This window comes from Kitasatospora sp. NPDC057542 (assembly GCF_042801945.1).
GTDB lineage: Bacteria > Actinomycetota > Actinomycetes > Streptomycetales > Streptomycetaceae > Kitasatospora.
On record NZ_JBHVFE010000075.1, the window covers coordinates 1 to 25,734 of the forward strand.

The following is a 25,734-nucleotide window of genomic DNA, read 5'->3' on the forward strand; positions in this document are numbered from 1 at the left end:
GTGGCGGTGCACGCGGTCGGGGGGTGCGCCGCCACCGCTCCTCGTTCCGGCCCGTTCCTACGCGCCGACCTTGAGGTCGCGCAGCAGCTTGGCGACGTGGCCGGTGGCCCGCACGTTGTAGAAGGCGTGCTCGACCTTGCCGTGCTCGTCCACGACCACCGTGGAGCGGATCACGCCGAGGTAGGTGCGGCCGTAGTTCTGCTTCTCGCCGAAGGCGCCGTAGACCTCCAGCACGTTCTTGTCCGGGTCGGAGAGCAGGGTGACCTTGAGGTCCTCGGCCTCGCGGAACTTGCCGAGCTTCTCCGGCTTGTCCGGGGAGATGCCGATGACGTCGTAGCCGGCGCCCGCGAAGACCTCCAGGTTGTCGGTGAAGTCGCAGGCCTGCTTGGTGCAGCCGGGGGTCAGGGCGGCGGGGTAGAAGTAGACGATGACCTTGCGGCCCGCGTGGTCGGCGAGGGACACCTGGTTGCCGTCGGCGTCGGGCAGGCTGAAGGCGGGCGCGGTGTCGCCGGGTTGGAGACGCTCACTCACGGTCGTACTCTCCTGGAGGCTGGGCGGGCGGTCGTACCACGGCAAACTTACCTCCGATGGTGGGTGGGGCCGCGCGGCCGTGTGCGGCAGCTGACACACTGGGTCAGTCGAACCGATCGCACGGATCGGACGGAACAACACCGGCAAGTGAATGGGGTGGCCCGAGTGGGCGAGGCGAGCACGCAGGACAAGTCGGCGCGGACGACCGCCCAGATCGAGGCGGACATCGAGCGGACGCGTGACCGGCTGGCGTCGACCCTGGACGAGCTGGCCGTCCGCGTGCACCCGAGCACCATCTCCGCCCAGGTCAAGGCCAAGGCGTCGGCCGCTGTCGAGGAGAGGACCGCCCGGGCGTACGTGGCCGCCAGCGGCGTGGTGGAGAAGGTCCGGGCGCAGTTCGTGGACGAGAAGGGGCAGCCGCGCCGGGAGCGGGTCGTCCCGGCCGCGCTGGTCGGCGTGGGCCTGGTGCTGCTGGTCGCCTCGGCCCGCAAGCGCCGCAAGGGCTGAGCTCCGGGGGACGGAGGAGGCCGGGCGCGACTGGTGCCCGGCCTTCCGCATGCCGGGCCAGCGTCACGCTCCGCGCCCGGGGGAGGTACCTTCGGGACCGTGAGTACGAACGACGAAGCGACCCGCTCCGACCACGCGCACGAGCCCGCCCGCCACGACCGGCTCGGCGAGAAGCTGCCGATCCGGATGCTGCACGACCGCGTGCTGGTACGCATCGAGGGCGGCGAGGGCGAGCGCCGGTCGACCGGCGGCATCCTGATCCCGGCCACGGCGGAGCTGTCCAAGCGGTGCACCTGGGCGGAGGCCGTCGCGGTGGGCCAGAGCGTGCGCTCGGTGGAGCCCGGCGACCGGGTGCTGTACGACCCGGAGGACAAGCTGGAGGTCGAGGTCCGCGGCGCCACCTACGTGCTGCTGCGCGAGCGCGACCTGCACGCCGTTGCCGCGACCCGCTTCGGCGACACGGAGGGCTCGACCGGGCTGTACCTCTGAAGACGGCGAGGGCGCAGCCGGAAGGCGCTCTGACCGCAATGCTGTGCCCTCGCGCTTGGCCGTAGGTAACGCGATGGATGACTGGCGGTGCGCCGACCCGCTCGCGCCACACGAGGTCCTCCCGTGGTCGTTCGCGGGTGGGCGCGTCACCTGGTCGGTTCTGTTCCCGTTGTGCGTTCCCGCGCCGCAGCGGACGGTGGGAACGGCCGGATACGTCCGCCCGCCCGTGGGGCGCCCACGGTGATCGCGCGAGGGAAGCCATGACACCGACCAGAGAGCGCGGCGCGGCCGCGCGTGTCCGCGGTCGTGCCGCGGTGGTGCTCGGTACGGTTGCCGCCCTGCTGGCCGGCTGCTCCTCGTCGCCCGAGAGCGGCCCGACGCCGTCCGCCTCCGCCGGGGCCGCGGAGGTGCAGCAGAGTCTCGCGGCGTTCGAGAAGCCGCTCGGTGCGCAGGACGCTCAGCGGGCGTGGGAGGGACTGGCGGCGGCCGTGGGTGCCGCCTCCGCCCGAGGAGTCGACCACGACACGATCAGCAGGGAGGTCCTGCTGTGGGAGTCGCGCCAGCTGAGCACGTCGGAGGGACAGCAGACCTTCATGGCCGACGCCGCGGCGCTGAACGGGCGCGTGGTGTCGGTGGGTGGCGCCTCGGGGGCGCCGCCGGCGCCGACGCTCGGCGCGGCCCCCGCGGGGGGATCCGGGCGGCCGGCCGCGTTCCGGCAGGCGTCGCCGGGTGCCGGGCTGTCCTTCTACTTCGTCAACGGGGTGCTGAACAACTTCGACTCGGCGACGGTGAACGCGAACCTGCTGTCCGCCACGCTGAGCCGGCAGCTGGGTTATCCGGTCAGCGTCAAGCTCCAGTTCAATGCCTCCAGCGCCAACATCGCGGTGTACACGTACAGCGCATGCCAGGAGGCGCAGCGCGCTACTGCGGACAACCCGATCCAGGAGAACCGGGACCTCGCGAAGGCCATCTGCGGGCTCAGTGTGGGTGGGGCGGCCGTCCTGCCGGAGGCGGTCATGGCGGACGTCAGCGGGACGATCTCACGGAAGGCCCTGGATCCGAACTTCGCGCTCGACGGGGTCAACGCGAGCTTGCTGAAGAACGCGCAGGACGATTTGAACAAGGGGCTGCGGGTGGTGCTGATCTCGCACAGCGAGGGCGGCCTCTACCTGCGCAATGTGCTGCCGCGGATCGGAGCCGGGAAGCCCGTCGGGGCGCTCTACGTCGCCCCGCCGTTCGGCAGTGGGCAGGAGCTGAACGCCAATCCGACGCGCTATGTGATGTTCGAGTGGGACTGGTTGCTGGCGGGGATCTCCAGCGTGGACTTCACGACCAAGGCCGTGGCTCCGCAGACCGTGTACGACGGCTCCACGGCGTCGCGGTTCAACCTCCACTACCTCTCCAACTACTTGTACTGCGGGTCGGATTCGGCCAAGCAGGTCGGTGACCGGACGCGTGAGCTGGTGGACTTCGTCAACTCGGTTCCGGCCTCCCGGGGCGGTGCGCGCCCGGGGCTGTCCGGGGGCGACGGGCTGCCGCCGCGGCAGGGCGTGCAGGGTTGTCCGGTGCCGCAGCCGGAGCAGAGCCCGACCCCGACGCCCACGGAGACGCCGTCCGGATCGCCGACGGGATCGCCCACCGAGACTCCGGCGGAGACCCCGTCCGAGACGCCCACCGAGGCGACGCCCTCCGGCTCGCCCTCTTCCCCGGCCGGCGCCTACTACGTCTTCCTGCTCACCAACGTCTCCGGCGGGAACGTCCTGGTGGGGTCGCTGGACGACGTCCAGGGCAAGCGCACGTGCGACTTCGCGGACGGTGGTCTGTGCGCCGATGCCGGTGGCCAGGACGTCCCGGTGCAGTACACCGCCGAGTTGGGCCCGTACCCGACGCTCACGGACGCCCAGGCCGCGTACTGCGCGAACGCTGCCAACCCCCATCCGGGCCCGGGGGCTGTCGGTACCAAGGTCGACATCTTCGGCGGCAGTTACTGGACCGACAACATCGACTTCAGCTGTCCGGTGGCCCCCAGCCCCTGACGCGGGTGGGCCCGCGCCGCGACACGTCGCCGGCGCGGAAGTCGGCGGTCTGAGGCGGGGGCCGGCCAGGCCCGGCCTAGTTCAACTGTGCGGGTGCCGTGGCCGAGTCGGTGGGGCCGGCGGTGGCGGTGGGCTGGCTGGTGGGCCGGGGCGGCCGGGTCTGGGTGGGCTTGGGGGCGGGGCTGGGTTGTTCCGGGTCCGTGGTCGGCTTGGTGGCCTGCGGGCTGGGGGCGGTCGGGCCGGGGGCGGGTTGTCCGGTGGTGGCGGGGGCGCTGGGCGCGTGGCCGGGGGGAGTGCCGGGGGCCGGGTCGGTGGTGGTGGGTGCGCCGCCGGGGGTGGTGGTGGCGCTGGGGGTGGTGCTGACGGGGGCGGTGGGCCAGGGGGTGGCGTCGGGGGCGCCGTGGCCGGCCTGGAGGTCGAAGTCCTGGGTGGGGGCGCCGTTGAGGGCGGCGGTCATGTAGGCGGTCCAGATCCGGGTGGGGAAGGTGCCGCCGTTGATCCGGGTGAGGCCGGCGGTGCCGGCCAGCGGTTCCTTGGCGTGGGTCTTCGGGTGCTCTCGGAACAGGCCGACGGTGGTGGCGAGTTCGGGGGTGTAGCCGGCGAACCAGGCGGAGAGGTTGGAGTCGGTGGTGCCGGTCTTGCCGGCGGCCGGGCGGCCCAGGTCGAGGGCGGCGGCGCCGGTGCCGCGCGGGCTGATGACGTCGCGCAGCACGTCGGTGACGGAGTCGGCGATCTCCCGGTCGAGTGCCTGGGTGGGGTTGTGCTCGGGCATTGTGGGGACGTCGACGGCGCCGCCGGGATTGACGCGTTCGAGTTTGAGGACGGACCAGGGGGCGTGCGCCTGGCCGTGGTCGGCGAGGGTGGCGTAGGCGCCGGCCAGGTCGAGGGCGCTGGGGGTGGCGGTGCCGAGGGTCATCGAGGTGTTGGCCGGGTCCATGCCGCGGACGCTGTCGGGGATGCCGAGTTTGACGGCGGTCTCGCGGACGCGGGCGAGTCCGGCGTCCACGCCCTCCTGCGCGTACACGGAGTTGACGGACTTCACCATGGCGTAGCGCAGGGTGATGTTGCCGTAGTCGATGTCGTCCTCGTTGGGCGGGGCGTACGGGGTAGGGCCGCCGGTGACGGGGCGTTCGCTGGTGCCGTCGTAGCGGGATTCGGTGGTGATCGGGCGGCCGTCGAGGGAGTGTTGGGCGACCAGGCCGGCGGCGAGGTCGATCGGTTTGAAGGTGGAGCCGATCTGGTTGTCCTGGCGGAGCGCGTCGTTGTAGGGCTGCTTGGCGTAGTCGGGGCCGCCGTAGACGGCGACGACCCGGCCGGTGGCGGGTTCGACGGAGGCGCCGGCGACCCGGACGTCGGTGTCGGTGTCGGGGCGGGCCTGGGGGTCGAGTTCGCCGGTGAGCTGGTCCTGGACGGCCTTGACGAAGGCGTCCTGCCGGGGCTGGTCGAAGGTGGTGGTGATGCGCCAGCCGCCGGCCTTGAGGGTGGCGGCGTCGAGGGTGCCGGAGGAGATGAGGTAGTCGTCGGCGACGCCGACCAGGTAGCCGGCCTGGCCGGCGAGGCCGGTGGCGGGCTGGGGGTCGATCGGGTCGGGGAAGGTGGTGGCGGCGCGGTCGGCGGGGGTGAGGAAGCCGAGTTGGACCATGCCGTCGAGGGCGTAGTTCCAGCGGGCGACGGCCTTTTCGTGGTTGGCGGGGGTGGCGGTCTTGACGTCGTAGAGGCTGGGGGCCTGCAGCAGGGAGGCGAGGTAGGCGCCCTGGCCGAGGGTGAGTCGGGAGACGTCGACGCCGTAGTAGGCGTGGGCGGCGCTCTGGATGCCGTAGGCGCCGCGGCCGAAGTAGCTGCTGTTGAGGTAGCCGGCGAGGATCTCGCGCTTGTCGCGCTGCTGGTCGACCTTGAGGGCGATGAGCAGTTCGCGGCCCTTGCGCTCGATGGTCCGGTCCTGGGTGAGGTAGTAGTTCTTGACGTACTGCTGGGTGATGGTGGAGCCACCCTGCATGCCTCTGCCGAGCAGGGTGTTCCAGCCGGCCCGGAGCATGCCCTTCAGGTCGATGCCGCGGTTCTGGTAGAAGGAGCGGTCCTCGGCGGAGACGACGGCCTGCTGGGTCTGGAGCGGGATCTGGTCGATGGTGACGTCGGTGCGGTTGACGGCGCCGGTGCGGGCGATCTCGGTGGTGCCGTCGGCGTAGAGGTAGATGTTGTTCTGGGCGACGGCGTGGGCGTTGGGGTCGGGCACCGGGACGATGACGTAGAGCACGGCGAAGGCGCCGACGGCGAGCAGGAACAGTGCGGTGAGGACGCCGAAGGTGACCCGCCAGGTGGGCAGGAGCCGTCGCCAGAGCGGGAGGGCGCGGCGGGCCTCGCGGCGGGCGGCCCGTTTGGCCTGGCGTCGGGTGCTCAAGGTCATGCCGCGATTATCTGCTATTTGACGTCGGATCAGGACGGGAAAATCGGGTGCGGGTGGTGCGGGCCGGAGGTACGGTGAAAGGTGCAAACCACATAGCGCGCCCACTTTTGCAGCTCCGCCCGCCTGGCCCGGCACCCCCGGGGTACGGCCGGTCGGAGCCGCTGGGGCGTGCGCGGATGTCGAGGGCGTATCTCTGCCCATATTTGTCGACAAGGAGACAATATGCTCTACGCCGCCGTTGCCCGCGGCGCCTTCCGCCGCTACTCCACCTACCGGGCCGCCACCGTGGCCGGCACCTTCACCAACACCGTCTTCGGCATCATCCTGGCCTACACCTTCCTCGCCCTCTGGCAGGCCCGCCCCGGCCTCGGCGGCTACGACCAGAGCCAGGCCGTCACGTACATCTGGGTCAGCCAGAGCCTGCTGGTCACCGTCGCGGTCTGGGGCGGCGGCTTCCAGGACGACCTCCAGGACCGCTTCCGCAGCGGTGACATCGCCGTCGACCTCTACCGCCCGGTCGACTTCCAGGGCTGGTGGCTGGCCTCCGACCTCGGCCGGGCCGGCTTCCAGGCGCTGGTGCGCGGCACCGTGCCGATGCTGATCGGCGCCCTGGTGTTCCGCATCCGGCTGCCCGAACACCCGTTGACCTGGGCGTTCTTCCTGCTCTCGGTGCTGCTGGCGGTGGTCGTCAGCTTCGGGCTGCGCTTCCTGGTCTCGATCACCGGCTTCTGGCTGCACGACTCGGAGGGGGTGCGCTCGGTGATGCTGGTGGTCTCGATGTTCTTCTCCGGGATGCTGCTGCCGGTCGCACTGTTCCCCGGTTGGCTCGGCGAGCTCGGCCGGGCGCTGCCCTGGTCGGCGCTGGTGAACGTCCCCACCGACGTCTTCCTGGAGCGGACGGCCGGCACCGCCGTGCTCGGGGCGCTCGGCTTCCAGCTCGGCTGGGCGGCGGCGCTGCTCGCCGCCGGGCGCGGCGCCCAGTGGCTGGCCACCCGCAGGGTGGTGGTGCAGGGTGGCTGAGCAGCTCGTGCGGGAGCCCTTCGTACGGGAGCCCTTCATGCCCCGCGCCGCCTGGGCGCTGCGCTCCTGGTGGCTCTGCGCCCGGATGTGGATGCGCTCGATGATGGCTTACCGGGCCTCCTTCGCGCTGAACCTGGTGGCGAGCGTGGTCATCCACGCCCTCGACTTCGTGGTGCTGGTGATCATGTTCCTGCACACCGACCGGCTCGGCGGCTGGAGCCTGCCGGAGATCGCCTTCCTGTACGCCACCGCCACCTTCTCGCTCGGTGTCGCCAACCTGCTGGTCGGCTCGGCCGACGGGCTCGGCGCGCGGATCGTCAGCGGCTCGCTGGACACCATGCTGATCCGGCCCGCGCCCGCGCTCTCCCAGCTGTGCGCGGAGCGCTTCTCGCTGCGCCGGCTCGGCCGCCCGCTCCAGGCCGTCGCGGTGCTGGTCTGGTCGCTGGCCGCCCTGGACGTGCACTGGACCTGGGACCGGGTGCTGCTGGTGCCCGTCCTGCTGGTCTGCGGCACCGTCATCTTCGGCGCCATCTTCATCGGCGGTGCCACCGTGCAGTTCTGGTGGGGCGAGTCCAAGGAGATCCAGAACTCCTTCACCTACGGCGGCGCGACGCTGCTGCACTACCCGCCGACGATCTTCGCCAAGGAGCTGGTCGCCGGGGTGGTCTTCGGCGTCCCGCTGGCCTTCGTCAACTGGCTGCCCGCGCTGCGCATCCTCGACCGGCCCGACCCGCTCGGCCTGCCCGCCGCCTTCCAGTTCGCCTCGCCGGTCGCCGCCGCGGTCTGCGTCCTCGCCGCCGGGCTCGCCTGGCGCGCCGGGCTGCGCGCCTACCGCGGTACCGGCAGCTGAACCCCCGACCCCCTGAAGGAGCTTCCATGGCACTGATCGAACTCCAGGACGTCCACCGCAGCTTCACCGTACGGACCCGCACCGGCCGGTTCAGCCGGGCCAAACGCGAGGTCCGCGCGGTGGACGGACTCAGCTTCACCGTCGACGCCGGCGAGTGCGTCGGCTACATCGGGCCCAACGGGGCCGGCAAGTCCACCACCATCAAGATGCTCACCGGCATCCTCGTCCCCAGCTCCGGACGGCTGCGGGTGGCCGGCGTCGACCCGGCCCGCGAACGCGTCGCGCTGGCCCGCCGGATCGGCGTCGTCTTCGGCCAGCGCACCACCCTCTGGTGGGACCTGCCGTTGCGCGACTCCTTCGAACTCGCCCGCCGGATCTACCGCATCCCCGAAGCCCGGTACCGCGAGAACCTCGGCCGCTGCGTCGAACTGCTCGACCTCGGCGGCCTGCTGGACACCCCGGTGCGCCAGCTCTCGCTCGGCCAGCGGATGCGCGGCGACCTCGCGGCGGCGCTGCTGCACGACCCCCAGGTGCTCTACCTGGACGAGCCGACCATCGGCCTGGACGTGGTCAGCAAGGGCAAGGTGCGCGAGTTCCTGCGCGAGGTCAACCGGGACCGGGGCACCACCGTGCTGCTCACCACCCACGACCTGACCGACATCGAGCAGCTCTGCGACCGGGTGATGGTGATCGACCACGGCCGGGTGGTGTACGACGGCGGGCTGGAGGGCCTGCACACCACCGGCCGCAGCGAGCGGACGCTGGTGGTGGACCTCGCGCAGGAGCTCGCCCACCCGGTCGAGGTGCCCGGGGCCCGGGTCACCAGGGTCGAGGGACCGCGCCAGTGGCTGGCCTTCCCGGCCGAGGAGAGCGCCGCGCCGATCGTGGCGGCGGTCGCCGCGCGCTACCCGCTGGTGGACCTGTCGGTGCGCGAGCCGGCCATCGAGGACGTGATCGCCCGGATGTACGCGGAGGTCGCGATCGGCTGACGGACCGGGGAGGTGACGTCCGGGGCGACGCCGACCTTCCGGCCGCGGAGGTGGTCGCTGTAGGCGATCACGTGCTCCCCCTGTCCCCGCTCTCCCGGCTGTCGCGTGTCCGTGCGGTGGCCGGGAAGGTGTTTCGTTCCCCGTCGCCGGTGCGGGTGATGATCGTTACCCCGGGACCTCACTGTGAGTTGGCCTGTCATCACTCAACGAGACCGGAACCGGAGGCCCGCCGTCCGATGGCCGTACCCGACGTGACCGTGGTGGTCGCTGTCTACAACACCATGCCGTACCTCACCGCCTGCCTGGACTCGCTGGTCGGGCAGTCGCTGGCGCCGGGACGGTTGGAGGTGGTGGCCGTGGACGACGGCTCCACGGACGGCGGCGGGGAGCTGCTGGACGAGTACGCCGCCCGCCACCCCGGGCTGTTCACGGTGGTGCACCAGCCCAACTCGGGCGGCCCGGCGGCCCCGGCCAACCGGGGCCTGGAGCTGGCCCGCGGCCGCTACGTGCTGTTCCTGGGCGCGGACGACTGGCTCGGCGAGGAGGCGCTGGAGCGGCTGGTCGCGGCCGCCGACGCCTGGGGCTCGGACGTGGTGGTGCCCAAGCAGGTCGGGGTGAACGGGCGGCTGGTGCCGCAGGGGCTCTTCCACGCCGACGCCGAGTCCGTGGGCTTCGCCGACTCCGCGCTGGCCTGGGCGCTGGCCGACACCAAACTGTTCCGGCTCGACCTGGTCCGGCGCCACGGGCTGCGCCGCGACGAGGGGTTGAAGGTCTTTTCGGACCAGCCGTTCACCCTGGAGGCCTGCCTGCGCGCGGCCAGGGTGTCCGTCCTCTCCTCCTACGACTGCTGCTTCCTGGTGCTGCGCGAGGACCGGAGCAACGTCACCGAGCGGGCCGGGGCGCTCGACCGGCTGCGCGGGATCGCCGCGCTCCAGCAGGTGGCCGCAGAACTCGCCCGGCCGGGCGAGGAGTTGGACGCCATCAGGGCGCGCGGCTTCGCCTGGGACGTGCCGCGCCTGCTACAGGAGGGCTTCCTGCTGCTGTCGAAGGACGTGCAGGAGCGGGTGTGCGTCGAGGTCGCCCGGCTGGTCGAGCGGTTCGGCGCCCGCGAGGTGTACCACCGGCTGCCGGTCGCCGAGCGGGTGCGGATCGAACTCGCCTGCGCGGTACGGCCGGAGGCGCTGCGCGACCAGATCCGCTACGAGGCGGCGCACGGCGATCCACCGGTGGTGGCGGACGGGCGGCGCCAGTACGCGGGCTACCCGGCGTTCCGGGACGCCCGGCTCGGCCTGCCGGACGAGCTGTTCCTGCTGCGCGAGGAGGCGGCCGAGGCGGCCGCCCCGCCGCTCAGCCTCGCCCGGCAGCTGTGGCGCGGGCTCGTCCCGGAGCAGCTGCGGCGCGGGCTGCGGCGCCACCCGGCGTGGCGCCGGCTGGCCGACTCGGTGAACGGAGGACGGGGATGAGCCTGGACGTCTGCGTGGTCGGGCTGGGCAGGCCGGGCCTGCCGCTGGCGGTGCAGTTCGCGCTGAAGGGCCACCGGGTGACCGGCGCGGACACCGCGCCCGACGTGGTGGACGGCGTCAACCGGGGCGTGCCGCCGTTCCCCCGGGAGGCGGGCCTGGACCAGGCGCTCAAGCGGGTCGTCGCCGAGGGCCGGCTGCTGGCCACCACCGACACCACGGCCGCGGCGGCCCGGGCCGAGGCGGTGGTGCTGGTCGTCCCGCTGGTCACCGCCACCGACGGCAGCCCGGACTTCGCCCTGCTCGACGCGGCCACCGACGCCGTCGCGGCCGGACTGCGCCGGGGCACCCTGGTCAGCTACGAGACCACCCTGCCGGTCGGCACCACCAGGGAGCGCTGGGCGCCCCGGCTGGCGGCCGGGTCGGGGCTCGTGGCCGGGGCGGACTTCCCGCTGGTGTTCAGCCCGGAGCGGGTCCGCACCGGACGGGTCTTCGCCGACCTGCGGCGCTACCCCAAGCTGGTCGGCGGCCTGGACGAGGCCTCCACCGGGCGTGGCGCCGAGTTCTACCGGGCGGTGCTGGACTTCGACCCGCGCCCGGACCTGCCCCGGCCCAACGGCGTCTGGGAGCTGGCCTCGGCGGAGGCGGCCGAGTTCAGCAAGCTCGCCGAGACCACGTACCGGGACGTCAACATCGCGCTGGCCAACCAGTTCGCCCGGTACGCGGACGAGGTCGGGGTGGACTTCGCGGAGATCGCCGACGCCTGCAACTCGCAGCCGTACAGCCACCTGCACCGGCCGGGCATCGCGGTCGGCGGGCACCGCATCCCGGTGTACCCGCGGCTCTACCTGTGGAACGACCCGGGCGCGACGGTGGTCCGGGCGGCGCGCGAGGCCAACCTGGCCGTGCCGGGGTACGCGGTGGGCGTGCTGGCGGGGGCGGTGCCGGGCGGGATCGCCGGGCAGGGCGTGCTGGTGCTCGGTGCGTCGTACCGGGGCGGGGTCAAGGAGACGGCGTACTCCGGGGTGTTCCCGCTGGTCGAGGCGGTGCGGTCGGCGGGCGCGCGGCCGTACGTCAGCGACCCGCTGTACGAGGCGGAGGAGTTGGCGGCGCTCGGGCTGCCGCCGTACGGCGGGGAGCCGGTGGTGGCGGCGGTGCTGCAGGCGGACCACCCGGAGTACCGGGACCTGACACCGGTGGACCTGCCGGGGGTGCGGGTGCTGCTGGACGGGCGGCGGTGCACGGACCCGAAGCGCTGGGCGGGCACGGAGGTGCGGCGGATGGTGCTGGGCGGGGCGTGAAGCCCTCCCCGTCCGGGGCGTGAGCGGGCCGGACGGGGTGGTGAGCGGGCCGGCGGGGTGTGAAGGCTGTCCCAGCCGGCGCGTGACGCCTGCCTGGGGCGCGTGATCGCGAGGCACGCCCCCGTCCACTCCGGGCAGCAGGCAGACTGGCGGGGTGAGTGACGATGCCTTCAGCGGGACCGGCCTCGGGGTCCGGTTCACCGCGGCCGACGAGCAGAAGAGACGCGGCGTCCGCCGGATGAAGACCATCGCGACCGGCCTGCTGGCCTTCGCGACCCTGGTCTTCGCCCTCTCCACCTGGGCCGGGGCGGCCGGTGCCGGCCCCTGGGCGGGGTACGTGGCGGCCGCCGCCGAGGCGGGCATGGTCGGCGCGCTGGCCGACTGGTTCGCGGTGACGGCGCTGTTCCGCCGTCCGTTCGGCCTGCCGATCCCGCACACCGCGATCATCCCGACCAAGAAGGACGCCTTCGGCCGCTCGCTCGGCGAGTTCGTCGGCGAGAACTTCCTCTCCGGCCACGTGGTCCGGGGCCGCCTGGCGGCGCTCGGCATCGGCCGCCGGCTGGGGGAGTGGCTGGCCGCGCCGGGCAGCGCCGAGCGGGTCACCAAGGAGGCCTCGGCGGCGCTGCGCGGCCTGCTCGCGGTGCTCCGCGACGACGACGTGCGGGCGGTGGTCGCCGAGGCGGTGACCAGGCGGGCCGCCGCCACCTCGGTGGCCGAGCCGATGGGCCGGATGCTGGGCAAGGTGGTCGCGGACGGCGGGCACCGCGGGGTGGTGGACCTCGTCGCGGTCCGGGCGCACGGATGGCTGACCACCAACCACGAGGACGTGGTCCGGAAGGTCACCCAGAAGACCCCGGGCTGGACGCCCCGGTTCATCGACCACCAGGTCGGCGAGCGGGTCTACAAGGAGCTGCTGCGCTTCGTCACCGAGATCCGGGACGACCCCGACCACCCGGCGCGCGGCGCGATCGACAACTTCCTCGCCGACTTCGCGACCGAGCTGCAGACCGACCCGGAGACCATCGCCCGGGTCGAGCGGGCCAAGGGCGAGCTGCTGGCCCGCCCCGAGGTGCAGGACCTGATCGACTCCACCTGGGCGGCCGTGCGCGCCCTGGTGATGAGTGCGGCCGAGGACGAGGACAGCGAACTGCGCCGGCGCATCCGCGACGGCGTGCGCCGCTTCGGCGAGCGCCTGGCCACCGACCCCAAGCTCCAGGCCAAGGTGGACGGCTGGCTCCAGGACGCCGCCCAGTACCTGGTCGACACCTACCGCGCCGAGATCACCTCGCTGATCTCCGAGACGGTGGCGAGCTGGGACGCCGACGACGCCTCGCGCAAGATCGAGGCCAACGTCGGCCGCGACCTCCAGTTCATCCGGATCAACGGCACCGTGGTCGGCGCCCTGGCCGGGCTGCTGATCCACACGGTGGCGGTCGCGCTCGGGGGCTGATCCCCCGGAGGCGATCCCCCGGCGGGCGATCCCGGGTACGGCCTATCCTTGCCAGCAACTGTCTTCGGTACGCGCGTAGAAGGAAGAAGGGAACCACCGTGGTCCAGCCGGACGGAAGTCGGATCGGCCCCAGTGTCAGTCGGATCGAGCCCGCAGACCGGAGCATCGAGGCGTTCATCGCCGGGATGCCCAAGGCGGAGCTGCACGTCCACCACGTCGGCTCGGCCTCGCCGCGCGTGGTCGCCGAACTGGCCGCCCGGCACGCCGGGAACTCCAAGGTGCCGGCCGACCCGGCGGCACTCGCCGAGTACTTCACCTTCACCGACTTCGCGCACTTCATCGAGGTCTACCTGAGCGTCGTGGACCTCGTCCGGGACGCCGAGGACGTCCGCGCGCTCACCTACGGTGTGGCCGAGGACATGGCCCGGCAGAACATCCGGTACGCCGAGCTGACCATCACCCCGTACTCCTCGGTCCGCCGGGGCATCCCCGAGGTCGCCTTCATGGAGGCGATCGAGGACGCCCGGCTGCGCGCCGAGAAGGAGCTCGGAGTGGTGCTGCGCTGGTGCTTCGACATCCCGGGCGAGGCCGGGCTGGAGTCGGCCGAGGTGACCGCCCGGCTGGCCACCGAGCTGGCCCCCGAGGGGCTGGTCAGCTTCGGTCTGGGCGGCCCGGAGATCGGTGTGCCGCGCCCGCAGTTCAAGCCGTACTTCGACCGGGCCCGGGCGGCCGGCCTGCGCAGCGTCCCGCACGCGGGCGAGACCACCGGGCCGGAGACGGTCTGGGACGCGATCCGGGTGCTCGGTGCCGAGCGCATCGGGCACGGCACCCAGGCGGTGAAGGACCCGGCGCTGCTCGACTACCTGGGCGAGCACCGCGTCCCGCTGGAGGTCTGCCCGACCTCCAACATCGCGACGCGGGCCGTGGAGCGGATCGAGGACCACCCGATCAAGCGGATGGTGGACGCCGGGCTGCTGGTGACGGTCAACAGCGACGACCCGCCGATGTTCGGCACCGACCTCAACACCGAGTACGCGGTGGCGGCGCGGCTGCTGGGCCTGGACGAGGCGGGGGTGGCGGGGCTGGCCCGCAACGCCGTCGAGGCCTCCTTCCTGGACCAGGCGGGCAAGACCCGGCTGGCGGGGGAGATAGACGCCTACCTGGCGGGCTGGCAGCAGCTGTAGTCCCCGATGTCGCAGTACTGACGTTTCCCCTGGTGAACCGCCCCGTCGACCCCGGTCGGCGGGGCGGTTCCGTCGTTGGCGCCAGACCCGTTCCGGCGGTGGTGCCAAAGTGGTGCCACAAATGCCTCGACATGGCGCCATCGCCGTGCCAAGCTATCGGCCATGGACCTCACGCCGTACGTGGAAAACCTCCGGAACGAGCTCGCGGTGGCCGCCGCCACCGGCGGCGACGAAGCCCGCGCGCTGGCCGAGCGGCTGACGCTCCCGCTGGAGTCGGCCGTGCGGCTCACCCTGCTCAACGCGCTCTCGGCCGCCATGGGCGAAGTCACCCGCGACCTCGCCCCCGGCTCGGTGGACGTGCGCCTGCGCGGACTCGATCCGGAGTTCGTGGTCACGGCGCCGCCCGGATCGGACGCCTTCCACGGCGATGTGGTGCCGCAGGCGCCGCCGGTGGTGCCACTCGCGCCGCCGGTGGCGCCACCGATGGCGCCGGAGTCGGACGAGACGGGCACCGCCCGGATCAACCTGCGCCTGCCCGCCCACCTCAAGGCCCGGGCGGAGGAGGCTGCCGCCGAGGCCGGCCTCTCGCTCAACGCCTGGCTGGTCCGCGCCCTGGCCGGGGCCCTGGAGGGCGGTGAACCGGCCCGCCGCCCGGTCGCCGACCCGGGCAGCCGGGTTCCGCGCAGCGTCGGCGGCCAGGGCTTCACCGGCTGGGTCCACTAGTACCTCCGCAGCACCCGCAGCATCCGTACGACCTCCGCACCACCTCCCGCACCACCTTCTGCACCTTCGACGTCACCCCCGCTCCGACCAGCGGGAACACCACCACGAGTCAAGAGGACGGGACAGCCATGCCTACGTACGAGACCGACGGACCGATCTCCGCCATCCTCGAGTTCGACATCGGCTCGGTCTGGATCAAGGCGAGCAAGCGCACCGACGCCGTGGTCGAGGTCCGGCCGGCCAACCCGGCCAAGGAGGCGGACGTCAAGGCCGCCGAGCAGACCCAGGTCGACTTCTCCGGTGGCCGGCTCGGCATCAAGGCCCCCAAGCAGCGCTCCGTCTTCACCAGCAAGAAGGGCGCGATCGAGGTCCTGGTCGAGCTGCCGGTCGGCTCCGAGGTCCACAGCGAGTCCCCGATGGCCGAGTTCGTCACCGAGGGGCCGCTCGGCGCCTGCCGGCTGAAGACCTCGCTCGGCCGGATCCAGGTCGAGCACGCCGACAGCGTGCGGCTCGACAGCGGCTTCGGCGACATCCGGCTCGGAGGGACGGCCTGGGACGCCGAGGTGTCCGGCGCCGGCCGGATCGAGATCGGCTCCGTCGGGGGCCGGCTGACGGTCAAGAACAGCAACGGCGACACCGAGATCGACGAGGTGCGCGGCGAGCTGCACGCCAACGCCTCCAACGGCCGGATCCACATCGGCCTCGCCGAGGGGAACGTGGACGCCAAGTCGGCGCACGGCCACATCCGGGTCGGCCGGGTGGTCCGCGGTCAGGTCACCCTCCAGACCAGCGTGGGGGACGTGGAGGTCGGCATCGCGGAGGGCACCGCGGCCTGGCTCGACGTGCACAGCAAGGTCGGCGGCGTCCGCAACGACCTCGGCCCCACCCAGGGCCCGGGCGACGCCGTGGAGACGGTCGAGGTCCGCGGCCGCACCCAGGTCGGCAACGTCGTCGTCCGGAGGGCGTGATGGCGGCGAACGCGGTGGTCCCGGCGATCTCGGCGACCGCACTCACCAAGTCCTACGGGGACAAGGCGGTCCTGAACGGCGTCGACCTGGAGATCCCGGCGGGCAGCGTGTTCGCTCTGCTCGGGCCCAACGGCGCCGGCAAGACCACCACGGTGCAGATCCTCTCCACCCTGATCCCCGCCGACGGCGGCTCGGCCCGGGTGGCCGGGCACGACGTGGAACGCGAGGCCGACGCGGTGCGGAAGGCGATCGGGGTGACGGGCCAGTTCTCGGCGGTGGACAACCTGCTCACCGCCGAGGAGAACCTGATGCTGATGGCCGACCTCAACCACCTCCGCCGTCGGGAGGGGCGGAGGCGGGCGGAGGAGCTGCTGCGGCGCTTCGATCTCACCGAGGCCTCCCGCAAGGCCGTCACCACCTTCTCCGGTGGCATGCGGCGCAAGCTCGACCTCGCGATGACGCTGGTCGGCGACCCGAAGGTGATCTTCCTGGACGAGCCGACCACCGGGCTGGACCCGCGCAGCCGGCGCACCATGTGGGAGATCATCCGGGGCCTGGTCGCCGACCACGGGGTGACGATCTTCCTCACCACCCAGTACCTGGAGGAGGCCGACCAGCTCGCCGACCGGATCGCCGTCCTGGACGGCGGCCGGATCGTCGCCGAGGGCACGGCCGAGGAGTTGAAGCGGTTCGCCCCCGGCGGGCGGATCCGGCTCCAGTTCGCGGACGCCGCCCGACTGGCCACCGCCGCCGCACTGTTCGAGTACGCCACGGCCGACGCCGAGGCGCTGAGGCTGGAGATCCCGGGGGACAACTCCGTCCTCACCGTGAAGGCCGTGCTGGACACGCTCGACAACGCGTCCGTGCAGGCCGAGTCGTTGGTCGTGGAGACGGCGGACCTGGACGACGTGTTCCTCCAGCTGACCGGGGAGGGGGCGCGATGAGCATGGCCACCGGTACAGCCGGCTACGCGCTCAGCGACTCGCTGACCATGCTGCGCCGCAACCTCAAGCACGCGCTGCGGTACCCGTCCCTGACCTTCGCGGTCGTGGTGATGCCGGTCATGATGCTGCTGCTGTTCAACTACGCCTACGGCAGCACGCTGGGCGCAGGGATCGGCGGCGGTCACTACATCGACTACGTCACGCCCGGCATCGTGCTGATGGCGGCCACGTCCGGGTCGTTGGTCACCGCGATCGGCATCTGCACCGACATGACCGAGGGCATCGTCAACCGCTTCCGCACGATGGCCATATCGCGCTCCGCCTTCCTGGCGGGGCACGTGGTCGGCAGCGTCATCCAGACCATGATCGGGCTGGTCCTGGTGATCGGCGCGGCCCTCGCGATGGGCTTCCGGCCGAACGCCGGGCCGGTGGAGTGGCTGGCCGCGATGGGCCTGCTGCTCTTCCTCACCATCGCCCTGACCTGGATATCGGCCGGCATCGGCCTGGTGGCCAAGACGGTCGAGAGCGCCAGCAACATGCCGATGCCGCTGCAGTTCCTGCCCTTCGTCGGCAGCGCCATCGTGCCGACCGACTCCATGCCGACGGCCATGCGCTGGTTCGCCGAGTACCAGCCCTTCACCCCCATGATCGAGACCCTGCGCGGGCTGCTGATGGGCACCGGGATCGGCACCAGTGCCTGGAGCGCCCTGGCCTGGTGCACCGTGCTGACGCTGGTCGGCTACTTCTGGTCGCGGAGCGTCTTCTACCGGCGGTGACAGGGGGCGGCCGGTGGTCCAGCGGGCCCGGGCGACGGAGCACCCGTCGTCCGGGCCGCTCGGCGTCCCCGTAGTAAAGTCCCGGCAAAGGGCAACTCCGGGGGGAGCAAATGACGGTGACGCGCCGCAGGCAGGTCGTGTGGTGGCTCCGAGGCGCAGCGCTGGCGGCCTTCCTGGTGTACCTGCCGGGCTACGTCTCCTCCCGTCAGGGCGGGCTGGTCGAGGTCGAGCGCTGGCTGAACCACCCGGTGCTGCTGCTCGGGACGGCGATCACGCTGGCCGTGGCCGCGGCGGTGGCCCAGATCGAGTTCCGCACCAGGTGGGCGCAGATCGGCTGCGCGGCCGTCCTGTCACCGCTCCTCGTCATCGGGGCGGCGATCGGGGCCCTGGCGTACGTCTTCGGCGGCGACGGCCGGCAGGTCGACCGCACGCCCGACCCGAACCGCTCCGACCACGTGCTGAGCGTCACCGACATCGCCTTCTCGATCGATCCGGTCTACCGGGTGGAGTTGCTGACCGGCAGCGGCTGGTCGGCCCGCCACTGGAGCCTCGGCACCTGGGAGGAGCACGACGGCTTCGTCAAGGCCGAGTGGTCGGGCCCGGGTCGGATTACGGTGACCTCGGAGAAGGAGATCAGAGTCTTCACCGTGGACGAGGACGGGACGCTGGGCGCGCCCTCGGTGACGCCCCGGGCCCGGTAGGCCCTGTGGTGGGGTCCGTGTCGAAGTCCGGTGAAGAACCGTCGGGGGAGCGGGAGATGACAGCGGCGCGCCGCAAGCGGATCGCGTGGGGGCTCAGAGGGGTTGCCCTCGCGGCGCTGTCGGCCTACCTGGTGGGCCGGCACGCCTCTCGTTCGGGCGGGCTGGTGGAGCTCGAACTCTGGTTCCACCGGCCGGTCCTGCTGGTCGGGTCGGCGGTCGTGCTGGTCCTGATCTCGTTGCTCGTCGAGCTGGAGTTCCGCACCCCGGAGTCGCAGATCGGCCTGGTCGGCGGCCTGGTGGCGCTGGTCTTCCTCGGGGTGCCGGTCGCGTTGTCGACGCTCGTGGCCGAGGACTCCGGGGTGCGGACCGCGCGGGAGGCCGCCCCGGGCCACCCGGACCGGGTGCTCGTCTTCACGAATGTCGCCGACTCGATCGATCCGGTCTACCGGGTGGAGTTGCTGACCGGCAGCGGCTGGTCGGCCCGCCACTGGAGCCTCGGTACCTGGGGGCAGGGCGAGCGCCTGGTCAGGGCCGAGTGGTCGGGCCCGGGTCGGATTACGGTGACCTCGGAGAAGGAGATCAGGGTCTTCACCGTGGGCGAGGACGGGACGCTGGGCGATCCCTCGGTGACACCCCGGCGCCGGTGAAAAGCCCCTGCCAGTCCCAACTGTCCAACAGCCCCTGTAGGAGCCGCCTGTAGTAAGGTCCGCGCCAAAGATTGGCAAAGAGACCGTCGGGGGGCGAGGGATGACAGTGGTACGCCGCAGGTGGATCGCGTGGGGGCTCAGAGGAATGGCGCTCGCGGCGCTGCTGGCGTGCGCGGCGGGCCGGCGCGAGTCCCGTTCGGGCGGGTTGGTGGTGGTCGAGCGCTGGCTGAACCACCCGGTGCTGCTGATCGGGTCGGCGCTCGTGCTGGTCGCGGTCTCATTCTTCGTCGAGCTGGGGTTCAGCAGCGAGACGGGGCAGATCGGCTGCGGCCTCGGCCTGGCGGCGCTGGGCTTCGGCCTTCCGATCGCCGTCCTGATGTACCTGTTCGGCCCCCATGAGGGGTCGTCGCATCGGGAGGCGGCCCCGGGCCGCCCGGACCGGGTGATCACCATCACTGAGATGGGCGGCTTCGATCCGCTCTACCGGAGGGAGCTGGTGTCCGGTTCCGGATGGTCGGCCCGCCACTGGGAGCTGGACTATTCGAGGCACGGCACCGGCGTCAACTGGTCCGGTCCGGACCGGATAACGATCACCAGGGGTAAGACGCTCGCGGTTTTCGACGTCCTCCCGGACGGCAGCCTGAGCGAGCCGTGGGAAGAGCCCCTGCCTCCGAAGCCCTGAAGCCGCCCGGCTCTCCTCCGGAAGCCGGAGGGGAGCCGGGCCCTTCGCCTCAGCGGGAAGGCGTCACCAGCGGTCGATGCCCATGGTGGTGGCCGCGCTGTGGATGGCGTTGTAGTGCGGGATCGACATGTCGGACTTCTTCTGGTTGGCCGGCAGGTTCCGGTCGGCGGCGCGGAACTCGTCGCGGGCCTCGGCCAGCAGGCTGGTGCCGTGGGAGACCGGGACGTCCTTCGTCCCGTGTGCCGGGTGGGACTTGCCGGCCGTCCTGCTGCCTGCGTTGATCAGGGTGCTGCGGGCCTGGTTGTAGTCGGCGACCTTGATCGTCTTCGGGTTGCGGAGCTCCGCCCGCGCCCCGGCCGTCGACTGCGTCTGCTCGGCGGCCACGGCGGCGGGAGCGGCAGCGGCGGTGAGCGCACCCGTCACGATGACGGTCGCGAGGGCGTTCCGAAGGGTCCTGTGCATGAGGGTGTCCTTCCGATAGGAAAGCGTCAAGGATTCGCCCCCTCATGAGCACCGGAACGGTCAGGGTGCGAACGTCTCCGCCCTACCCCGACCTCTGGCAGCGGAAAACCGGCTTCCGCTCGGGAAGTTCGCCGACGATGAGATCGGGCCTTCGGCTGATTTTGCTTCAATAGGATTGGTGCAGTGGAGAGGTGGGGGCTCACCGACCCCGGTGCTGTTCCTTGGCCTGCCGCCGGGCGGCCGCCCGCCGTTCCAGCGCGGCTTCGGCCGCACGGCGCTTGGCGGCGGCGCGGTTGAGGCGCCCGGATTCCTCGTGGGCCCGGGCCAGCGCCTCCTCGGCCGCGGTGCTCAGCGGCCGGGTCGCCAACTCCCTGGCGGCCTGCCGGGCGAGCCGCTTGGGGTTCACCGCCGACCGCTGCCGTGCCCGCCCTTCGACGGCCGCCTCCGGCGCTGCCAGCGCGGTGTCCAGCAGGCCGCCGAAGTCCCTGCGGACGAATTCCAGCAGCTCCGCGTTGCCCGGCTCGGCGCCGAAGACATGGCGCGCCGCGCGGACCCCTCGCGGGCCCGCGATCTCCAGCACCCCGACCCAGAACGGGCCTTCGAAGAACACGGTGAACGTGCTCGGCATGGTGCGTTTCCTCCCATGGTTGTCATGCCGTGTCCCGCGCGCGGTCGCGCGCCGGGAGGGAACGCACCGGACACCCTGGGAGGGAGGTTACTGACCGCCGGCCACCGCCGACGGCGCCCGGACTACCGACCGGGAACTGTGATTTCGCGCGCTCCGCAACGGATCGTACGCGCACACCCGGCCGGGCTCACGTGGTTTTCCGTCCTTTCCGCCGTCGAGGAGGCCACTGCCGCGTCACCCCTGCTGGTCCAGCGCGGCGAGCAGTTCGCCCGTGCGGCCGTCCGCCGCGGCGAAGGCGAGGTGGTCGTGGTAGTCGCGGGTCTCGATGATCAGGCCGTCCCTGGCGCGAAGCACCTGGATGTTGGCGGTGCGGAAGGTGCGGCCGGTGGCGGGGTACAGGCCCGCGTAGTCGAACTCGGCGATCACCACCTCGGGGTCGCCGGTCTCGTGGACGCGGACGTTCTCCGCGCGCAGGCGGATCGCACCGGCCGCCTCCAGGGCGGCGAAGCGCTCGCGGAGTTCCGCCCGGCCGTGGATGCGGCGCGGGGGGACCGGTGAGAAGACGATCTCCACCACGGCGTCCTCCGCGTAGAGCTCGGGGAGTTCGCTCCACTTGCCCGCCGAGATGAGGGCGATCAACTGCCCGAAGACCTCGCGCGGTGTGGCTGGTGCAGACATGGCTGACCTCCGTGATCCTGCCGCCTACAATCGGATAGGCGACTCCGTTTCCGACGATACGGATACACCACTCCGTTTGTCCAGGCATGGCGAGGATCAGGTGACGACGAATCAGACTCCTTCCACCGCAGGCGCGAAGCCCTTGCGTGCCGACGCGAGGCGCAACCGCGCACGGCTGCTGGAGGTCGCCGAGGCGGTCTTCACCGAGCAGGGCACCGGCGCGTCCACGGAGGAGATCGCCCGGGAGGCGAAGGTCGGCATCGCCACCGTGTTCCGGCACTTCCCCACCAAGGAAGCCCTGTTGGAAGCGGTGCTCGTCCGGCGACTGGAACGGCTGGCCGAGGAGGGGCGACGTCTGGCGGACGAGACCGGGCCGGCGGACGCCCTCTTCGCGTTCTTCGACCTGGTGCTGGATCAGTCGCCCGTCAAGAACGCCTTCGCCGCGGCCCTCGCGGACGCGGGAGTCGACATCCGGGCCGCCACCTCCGAGGCCGGGCGCGCGCTGCGCGAGGTGCTCGCCGCGCTCCTCGAAGGCGCCCAGCAGGCCGGTGCGGTGCGGCGGGACCTGGAGGTGCCGGAACTGACGGCGATCCTGGTGGGCACCTGCCGCATGCTGGAGCACCTGGACGGCCACCCGGAGTCCGCGAGGCGCGCCCGCGCGGTCGTCCGCGACGGGCTGAAGGCGCACACCGAGGGCCCGGAAGGGCCTTCACCGCACGGGCGTTCCCGTTCCTGACGGTGGGGTTATCCCCACCCCACGTCCGCCAGCCGCCTCCATGGTTCGCGCCACCCGCCGTTCCTAGCCTGGACCACGTCGCAGACGAACGACGATCCACAAGGGAAGGCAGCACCATGGCATCCCGCCGCCACCGCCCGGAGCACGGGCCGACCGGGCCCCACGACCCCGCCCACCCCGCGATCGAACTGCGCGCGGTGCGACGCAGCTACGGGCGCGGCGGCGAGGCGGTGCACGCGCTGCGCGGGGTCGACCTCGCGTTGGGCCACGGCAGCTTCACCGCCGTGATGGGGCCTTCCGGCTCGGGCAAGAGCACCTTCCTGCAGTGTGCGGCGGGCCTGGACAGGCCGACCTCGGGTGAGGTGTTCCTCGGCGGTGAGGAGATCACCGGGCTGAGCGAGAACCGGCTCACCGTGCTGCGGCGCAGCCGGGTCGGGTTCGTGTTCCAGTCCTTCAACCTGCTGCCCTCGCTGACCGTGCTGCAGAACGTCCTGCTGCCGCTGCGCCTCGCCGGTGAGCGTCAGGACCGCGGCCGTGCGAGGGAGTTACTGGCACAGGTGGGTCTCGCTGAGCACGCCTCGCGCCGCCCCGGCCAGTTGTCCGGCGGCCAGCAGCAGCGGGTGGCGATCGCCCGGGCGCTGATCACCCGCCCCGACGTGGTGTTCGCGGACGAGCCGACCGGCGCGCTGGACACCCGCACCGCGCACGAGGTGCTCGGCCTGCTGCGCCGTGCCGTGGACACGATGGGCGCGACGGTGGTCATGGTGACCCACGACCCGGTGGCCGCTTCCTTCGCCGACCGGGTGGTCTTCCTGGCCGACGGCGCCCTGGCGGGCGAACTGCACCACCCCGACCCGCAGTCCGTCGCCGACCGGATGGTCGCCCTGTCCACCGCCCCCGCGGGGACGACGGCATGAGCAACGGACTCGCCCGCTCCTCGGTGTGCTTCCGGCCCGCGTCCTTCGCGGGCACCTTCATCGCCCTGCTGTTCGGTGCGGCGGTCATCATGGGCTGCGGCACCCTGCTGCAGACCGGCATCACCGCGAGCGTGCCCCCGGTGCGCTACGCGAACGCGCCCGTGGTCGTCGCGGCCAATCCGGACGTCACGATCATCCGCAAGGTCTCCGACAAGGAGAAGACCGTCGAACGGCCGGTGTCCGACCGGGCCCGCGTGGACGCCGCCCTGGCCCAGCGCATCGCCGCGCAGCCCGGTGTCGCGGCGGCCCGCCCCGACACCGCCTTCCCGGTCCAGCCGGGTCCGGCCACGCCCGGCCTGACCGGGCGCGGGTACGCGGCGCTCGGCATCGCCGGCGGTACGGACGTCCTGGTCGAGGGCCGCGCCCCCGGCCCGGGCGAGGTGGTCCTGGACGCCGCCACCGCACGGGACGCCCGGCTGGCACCCGGCGCGAGCCTCACGCTGGTCGCACCCGGCGGCAGCGACACCTACCGGATCTCCGGCCTGGCCGCGCCGCAGGGCGCCGGCCCGACGGCCTGGTTCGCCGACGGCGTGGCCGGGCAGCTCTCCGGTCACCCCGGCCGGGTGGACGCCATCGCCGTCCAGCCGCGCGAGGGCGTCGACGCCAAGGAACTCGCCCGCCGGCTCCGCGAAGCCCTCCGTGACACCGCCGGCCCGCAGGCCGCCGGAGCGTCCCCCACCGGGATCAGGGTGGTCACCGGCGACGGCCGCGGCTCCGTCGAACATCCGGCGCTCGGGCAGAGCCGGACGCTGCTCATCGCGATCGGCGGCTCCTTCGGCGGCACCGCCACCATGACGGCCGTCTTCGTGGTGGTGTCCACCATCGCCCTGGCCATCGGTCAGCGGGCCCGCGAGTTCGCCCTGCTGCGCGCCGTCGGCGCGACCCCCCGTCAGATCCGCCGCACGATCGCCACGGAGGCGCTGCTGGTGGCCCCCCTCGCCGGTGCGCTCGGCCTCATCCCGGGCGTGGCGCTGGCCCGCTGGTGGTTCGACGGGCTGGTCTCGCGCGGCGCCGTCCCCGAGGGCGTCGAACTGGACGTCGGCCCGATCCCGGCGCTCGTCGCCGTGGCCACCTGCCTGCTCGCCGCACTGGCCGCCGGCTACCTCGCCGCGCACCGTCCCTCCGGCCTGCGCCCCGGCCAGGCGCTCGGCGAGGCGTCGGTGGAGGCCGGACGGGCGGGCGTGGTGCGGACCCTCCTCGGCCTGGTGGCCATCGCCGGCGGCGTCGTGCTGACCGTCGTCGCCGCCAACCTTCGCGGCGAGAACGCCGCCAACACCGCGCTCGGCGTGGTCATGTGCTTCCTGGTGGCCATCGCCCTGCTCGGCCCCTGGGTGGCCCGGATCGCCGCCGGGGTGCTCGGCCTGCCGCTGCGGGCGGGCGCGGGCGGCACCTCCGGCTCGCTGGCCGCCGACAACGCCCGGGCCAACGCCCGCCGGCTGACCTCCGCGATCACGCCCATCGCGATGGTCAGCGCCTTCTGCGGCACCATGCTGTTCATCCAGAGCACCGTCCAGCACGCCACCGGCGAGCAGGTGCGTGACGGGGTCGTCGCCGACCACGTGCTCGGCTCGACCGGCCCGGGCCTGCCCGCCGCCACCGCCGAACGGGCCGCCCAGGTGCCCGGCGTCGACGCCGCGATCGGCCTGCTGCGCACCGGAGCCGTCTACCGCTCCGACGGGAAGCTCCGCTCCGCCAACGTCCTCGGCGTGTCCGGCGACCCGGCGAAGCTGCCCCGGGTGCTCGACCTGGGCGTGCGCAGCGGCTCGCTCGCCGACCTCGCCCGGAGCACCGACACCGTCGCCCTCGACGCGACCCTCGCCGACAAGCTCGGCCTCAAGGTCGGCGACCGCGCCGCCTTCTGGCTCGGCGACGGCGCCCAGACACAGCAGACGGTCGTCGCCACGTACGAACGCGGGCTCGGCTTCGGGCAACTGATCCTGCCCCGGGCGGCCGTCGCCGCACACGCCGGCGTCGCCTATGACAGTCAGGTGCTCGTCGCGGACGCCCCCGGCGCCGACCGCGCCGACGTCGCCGCCCGGCTGGAGAAGCTCCCCGGCGACACCGCAGCCCCCGGAGAGGCCGCGGTCGGCGGGATCACGGAGACCGACCGGGCCGGGTACGTCGCGCAGACCGACCGCAAGCGCGAGTCCGGTGACTGGGCGAACTCCGTCATGGCGGGCGTCCTCGGCGGCTTCGCGGCGATCACCGCCGCCAACACGCTGGTGATGACGGTCCTGGACCGGAGCCGCGAGGTGGCGCTGCTGCGCCTCACCGGTGCCACCCGGCGGCAGGTGCGCGGCATGATGCGCTGGGAGGCGCTGCTGGTGGCCGCGGCCGGGCTGCTGCTGGGCAGTCTGATCGCCTGGATCACCCTGGTGCCGATCGCCCGGGGACTGGCCGGCGCCTCGCCGTACGTTCCGCCGGGCACCGCCCTGCCGCTGGCTGCCGGGGCCGTGGTGCTCTGCCTCGCCGCGACAGCCCTGCCGGCCCGGGCCCTGCTGAGGTCCCGTCCGCTCGCGGCGAGCGGACGGCGGTAAGGGAACGGCCGCACCGGGGCCGACCCGGATGGTGGACCCGAACGGGCGGTACGC

General features: G+C 72.8%; 25 protein-coding genes. 20 read left to right on the forward strand and 5 right to left on the reverse strand.

Features of this window, described 5'->3' with window-relative positions:
• Positions 1 to 57 precede the first annotated feature (57 nt).
• Complete coding sequence (bcp, locus tag ACFU7Y_RS12600) at positions 58 to 531, reverse strand: thioredoxin-dependent thiol peroxidase (protein WP_380767769.1); 474 nt, start codon at positions 529 to 531, stop codon at positions 58 to 60.
• Positions 532 to 696: 165 nt separating this feature from the next.
• On the opposite strand from bcp, the gene ACFU7Y_RS12605 reads away from it, so the two are divergent.
• The 3 genes from ACFU7Y_RS12605 (at position 697) to ACFU7Y_RS12615 (ending at position 3,563) form a co-directional block, all read left to right on the forward strand.
• Complete coding sequence (locus ACFU7Y_RS12605) at positions 697 to 1,038, forward strand: DUF3618 domain-containing protein (protein ID WP_224281941.1); 342 nt, start codon at positions 697 to 699, stop codon at positions 1,036 to 1,038.
• A 186-nt stretch (positions 1,039 to 1,224) separates the two neighbouring features.
• Positions 1,225 to 1,527, forward strand: a complete 303-nt coding sequence (locus ACFU7Y_RS12610; protein ID WP_049655715.1) for a co-chaperone GroES — start codon at positions 1,225 to 1,227, stop codon at positions 1,525 to 1,527.
• Between the two features lie 260 nt (positions 1,528 to 1,787).
• Positions 1,788 to 3,563 (forward strand): hypothetical protein, encoded by a 1,776-nt coding sequence (locus ACFU7Y_RS12615; protein ID WP_380767771.1) that lies wholly within the window; start codon positions 1,788 to 1,790, stop codon positions 3,561 to 3,563.
• Between the two features lie 76 nt (positions 3,564 to 3,639).
• On the opposite strand, the gene ACFU7Y_RS12620 is transcribed toward ACFU7Y_RS12615, so the two are convergent.
• Entirely contained in the window at positions 3,640 to 5,967 is a 2,328-nt protein-coding gene (locus tag ACFU7Y_RS12620) for a transglycosylase domain-containing protein (protein ID WP_380767773.1), read from the reverse strand.
• 222 nt (positions 5,968 to 6,189) lie between these two features.
• On the opposite strand from ACFU7Y_RS12620, the gene ACFU7Y_RS12625 reads away from it, so the two are divergent.
• From ACFU7Y_RS12625 to ACFU7Y_RS12690, 14 genes are all read left to right on the forward strand, one after another.
• Positions 6,190 to 6,987: an ABC-2 family transporter protein gene (locus ACFU7Y_RS12625; protein ID WP_224276026.1), complete on the forward strand. Its 798-nt coding sequence runs from the start codon at positions 6,190 to 6,192 to the stop codon at positions 6,985 to 6,987.
• 37 nt (positions 6,988 to 7,024) lie between these two features.
• The gene (locus tag ACFU7Y_RS12630; RefSeq protein WP_224276111.1) at positions 7,025 to 7,837 is read left to right on the forward strand and encodes an ABC-2 family transporter protein; all 813 of its coding nucleotides are present in this window, start codon (positions 7,025 to 7,027) and stop codon (positions 7,835 to 7,837) included.
• A 26-nt stretch (positions 7,838 to 7,863) separates the two neighbouring features.
• Complete coding sequence (locus ACFU7Y_RS12635) at positions 7,864 to 8,826, forward strand: ATP-binding cassette domain-containing protein (RefSeq protein ID WP_224276028.1); 963 nt, start codon at positions 7,864 to 7,866, stop codon at positions 8,824 to 8,826.
• Positions 8,827 to 9,062: 236 nt separating this feature from the next.
• The gene (locus ACFU7Y_RS12640; RefSeq protein WP_224276030.1) at positions 9,063 to 10,289 is read left to right on the forward strand and encodes a glycosyltransferase family 2 protein; all 1,227 of its coding nucleotides are present in this window, start codon (positions 9,063 to 9,065) and stop codon (positions 10,287 to 10,289) included.
• 2 nt (positions 10,290 to 10,291) lie between these two features.
• On the forward strand, positions 10,292 to 11,587 hold the full coding sequence (locus tag ACFU7Y_RS12645; RefSeq protein WP_224276113.1) for a nucleotide sugar dehydrogenase: 1,296 nt from the start codon (positions 10,292 to 10,294) through the stop codon (positions 11,585 to 11,587).
• Positions 11,588 to 11,741: 154 nt separating this feature from the next.
• On the forward strand, positions 11,742 to 13,037 hold the full coding sequence (locus ACFU7Y_RS12650) for a DUF445 domain-containing protein (protein WP_224276032.1): 1,296 nt from the start codon (positions 11,742 to 11,744) through the stop codon (positions 13,035 to 13,037).
• 143 nt (positions 13,038 to 13,180) lie between these two features.
• A complete protein-coding gene (locus ACFU7Y_RS12655) occupies positions 13,181 to 14,221 on the forward strand; it encodes an adenosine deaminase (protein ID WP_374119910.1) in 1,041 nt (346 codons plus the stop codon).
• A 162-nt stretch (positions 14,222 to 14,383) separates the two neighbouring features.
• Positions 14,384 to 14,944, forward strand: a complete 561-nt coding sequence (locus ACFU7Y_RS12660; protein ID WP_224276036.1) for a toxin-antitoxin system HicB family antitoxin — start codon at positions 14,384 to 14,386, stop codon at positions 14,942 to 14,944.
• A gap of 128 nt (positions 14,945 to 15,072) precedes the next feature.
• Complete coding sequence (locus ACFU7Y_RS12665) at positions 15,073 to 15,912, forward strand: DUF4097 family beta strand repeat-containing protein (RefSeq protein ID WP_224276038.1); 840 nt, start codon at positions 15,073 to 15,075, stop codon at positions 15,910 to 15,912.
• On the forward strand, positions 15,912 to 16,856 hold the full coding sequence (locus ACFU7Y_RS12670; protein WP_224276040.1) for an ATP-binding cassette domain-containing protein: 945 nt from the start codon (positions 15,912 to 15,914) through the stop codon (positions 16,854 to 16,856). The genes ACFU7Y_RS12665 and ACFU7Y_RS12670 overlap by 1 nt, the downstream gene beginning before the upstream one ends.
• Positions 16,853 to 17,632 carry an ABC transporter permease gene (locus ACFU7Y_RS12675; RefSeq protein WP_224276042.1) on the forward strand — a complete coding sequence of 260 codons (780 nt, stop codon included), beginning with the start codon at positions 16,853 to 16,855 and terminating at the stop codon, positions 17,630 to 17,632. The genes ACFU7Y_RS12670 and ACFU7Y_RS12675 overlap by 4 nt, the downstream gene beginning before the upstream one ends.
• A gap of 116 nt (positions 17,633 to 17,748) precedes the next feature.
• Complete coding sequence (locus ACFU7Y_RS12680) at positions 17,749 to 18,333, forward strand: hypothetical protein (protein ID WP_224276044.1); 585 nt, start codon at positions 17,749 to 17,751, stop codon at positions 18,331 to 18,333.
• A gap of 56 nt (positions 18,334 to 18,389) precedes the next feature.
• Complete coding sequence (locus ACFU7Y_RS12685) at positions 18,390 to 18,980, forward strand: hypothetical protein (protein ID WP_380767778.1); 591 nt, start codon at positions 18,390 to 18,392, stop codon at positions 18,978 to 18,980.
• A 145-nt stretch (positions 18,981 to 19,125) separates the two neighbouring features.
• Positions 19,126 to 19,662, forward strand: a complete 537-nt coding sequence (locus tag ACFU7Y_RS12690; RefSeq protein ID WP_224276046.1) for a hypothetical protein — start codon at positions 19,126 to 19,128, stop codon at positions 19,660 to 19,662.
• A gap of 63 nt (positions 19,663 to 19,725) precedes the next feature.
• On the opposite strand, the gene ACFU7Y_RS12695 is transcribed toward ACFU7Y_RS12690, so the two are convergent.
• From ACFU7Y_RS12695 to ACFU7Y_RS12705, 3 genes are all read right to left on the reverse strand, one after another.
• On the reverse strand, positions 19,726 to 20,124 hold the full coding sequence (locus ACFU7Y_RS12695) for a hypothetical protein (RefSeq protein WP_380767780.1): 399 nt from the start codon (positions 20,122 to 20,124) through the stop codon (positions 19,726 to 19,728).
• Between the two features lie 199 nt (positions 20,125 to 20,323).
• Entirely contained in the window at positions 20,324 to 20,752 is a 429-nt protein-coding gene (locus ACFU7Y_RS12700; protein WP_380767781.1) for a YjdF family protein, read from the reverse strand.
• 234 nt (positions 20,753 to 20,986) lie between these two features.
• The gene (locus tag ACFU7Y_RS12705) at positions 20,987 to 21,430 is read right to left on the reverse strand and encodes a nuclear transport factor 2 family protein (protein ID WP_380767783.1); all 444 of its coding nucleotides are present in this window, start codon (positions 21,428 to 21,430) and stop codon (positions 20,987 to 20,989) included.
• A 100-nt stretch (positions 21,431 to 21,530) separates the two neighbouring features.
• On the opposite strand from ACFU7Y_RS12705, the gene ACFU7Y_RS12710 reads away from it, so the two are divergent.
• The 3 genes from ACFU7Y_RS12710 (at position 21,531) to ACFU7Y_RS12720 (ending at position 25,680) form a co-directional block, all read left to right on the forward strand.
• Positions 21,531 to 22,166, forward strand: a complete 636-nt coding sequence (locus ACFU7Y_RS12710) for a TetR/AcrR family transcriptional regulator (RefSeq protein ID WP_380767785.1) — start codon at positions 21,531 to 21,533, stop codon at positions 22,164 to 22,166.
• Positions 22,167 to 22,282: 116 nt separating this feature from the next.
• Positions 22,283 to 23,083: an ABC transporter ATP-binding protein gene (locus ACFU7Y_RS12715; RefSeq protein WP_380767787.1), complete on the forward strand. Its 801-nt coding sequence runs from the start codon at positions 22,283 to 22,285 to the stop codon at positions 23,081 to 23,083.
• Positions 23,080 to 25,680 carry an ABC transporter permease gene (locus tag ACFU7Y_RS12720; protein WP_380767789.1) on the forward strand — a complete coding sequence of 867 codons (2,601 nt, stop codon included), beginning with the start codon at positions 23,080 to 23,082 and terminating at the stop codon, positions 25,678 to 25,680. Before ACFU7Y_RS12715 ends, ACFU7Y_RS12720 begins: the two co-directional genes overlap by 4 nt.
• Positions 25,681 to 25,734 lie beyond the last annotated feature (54 nt).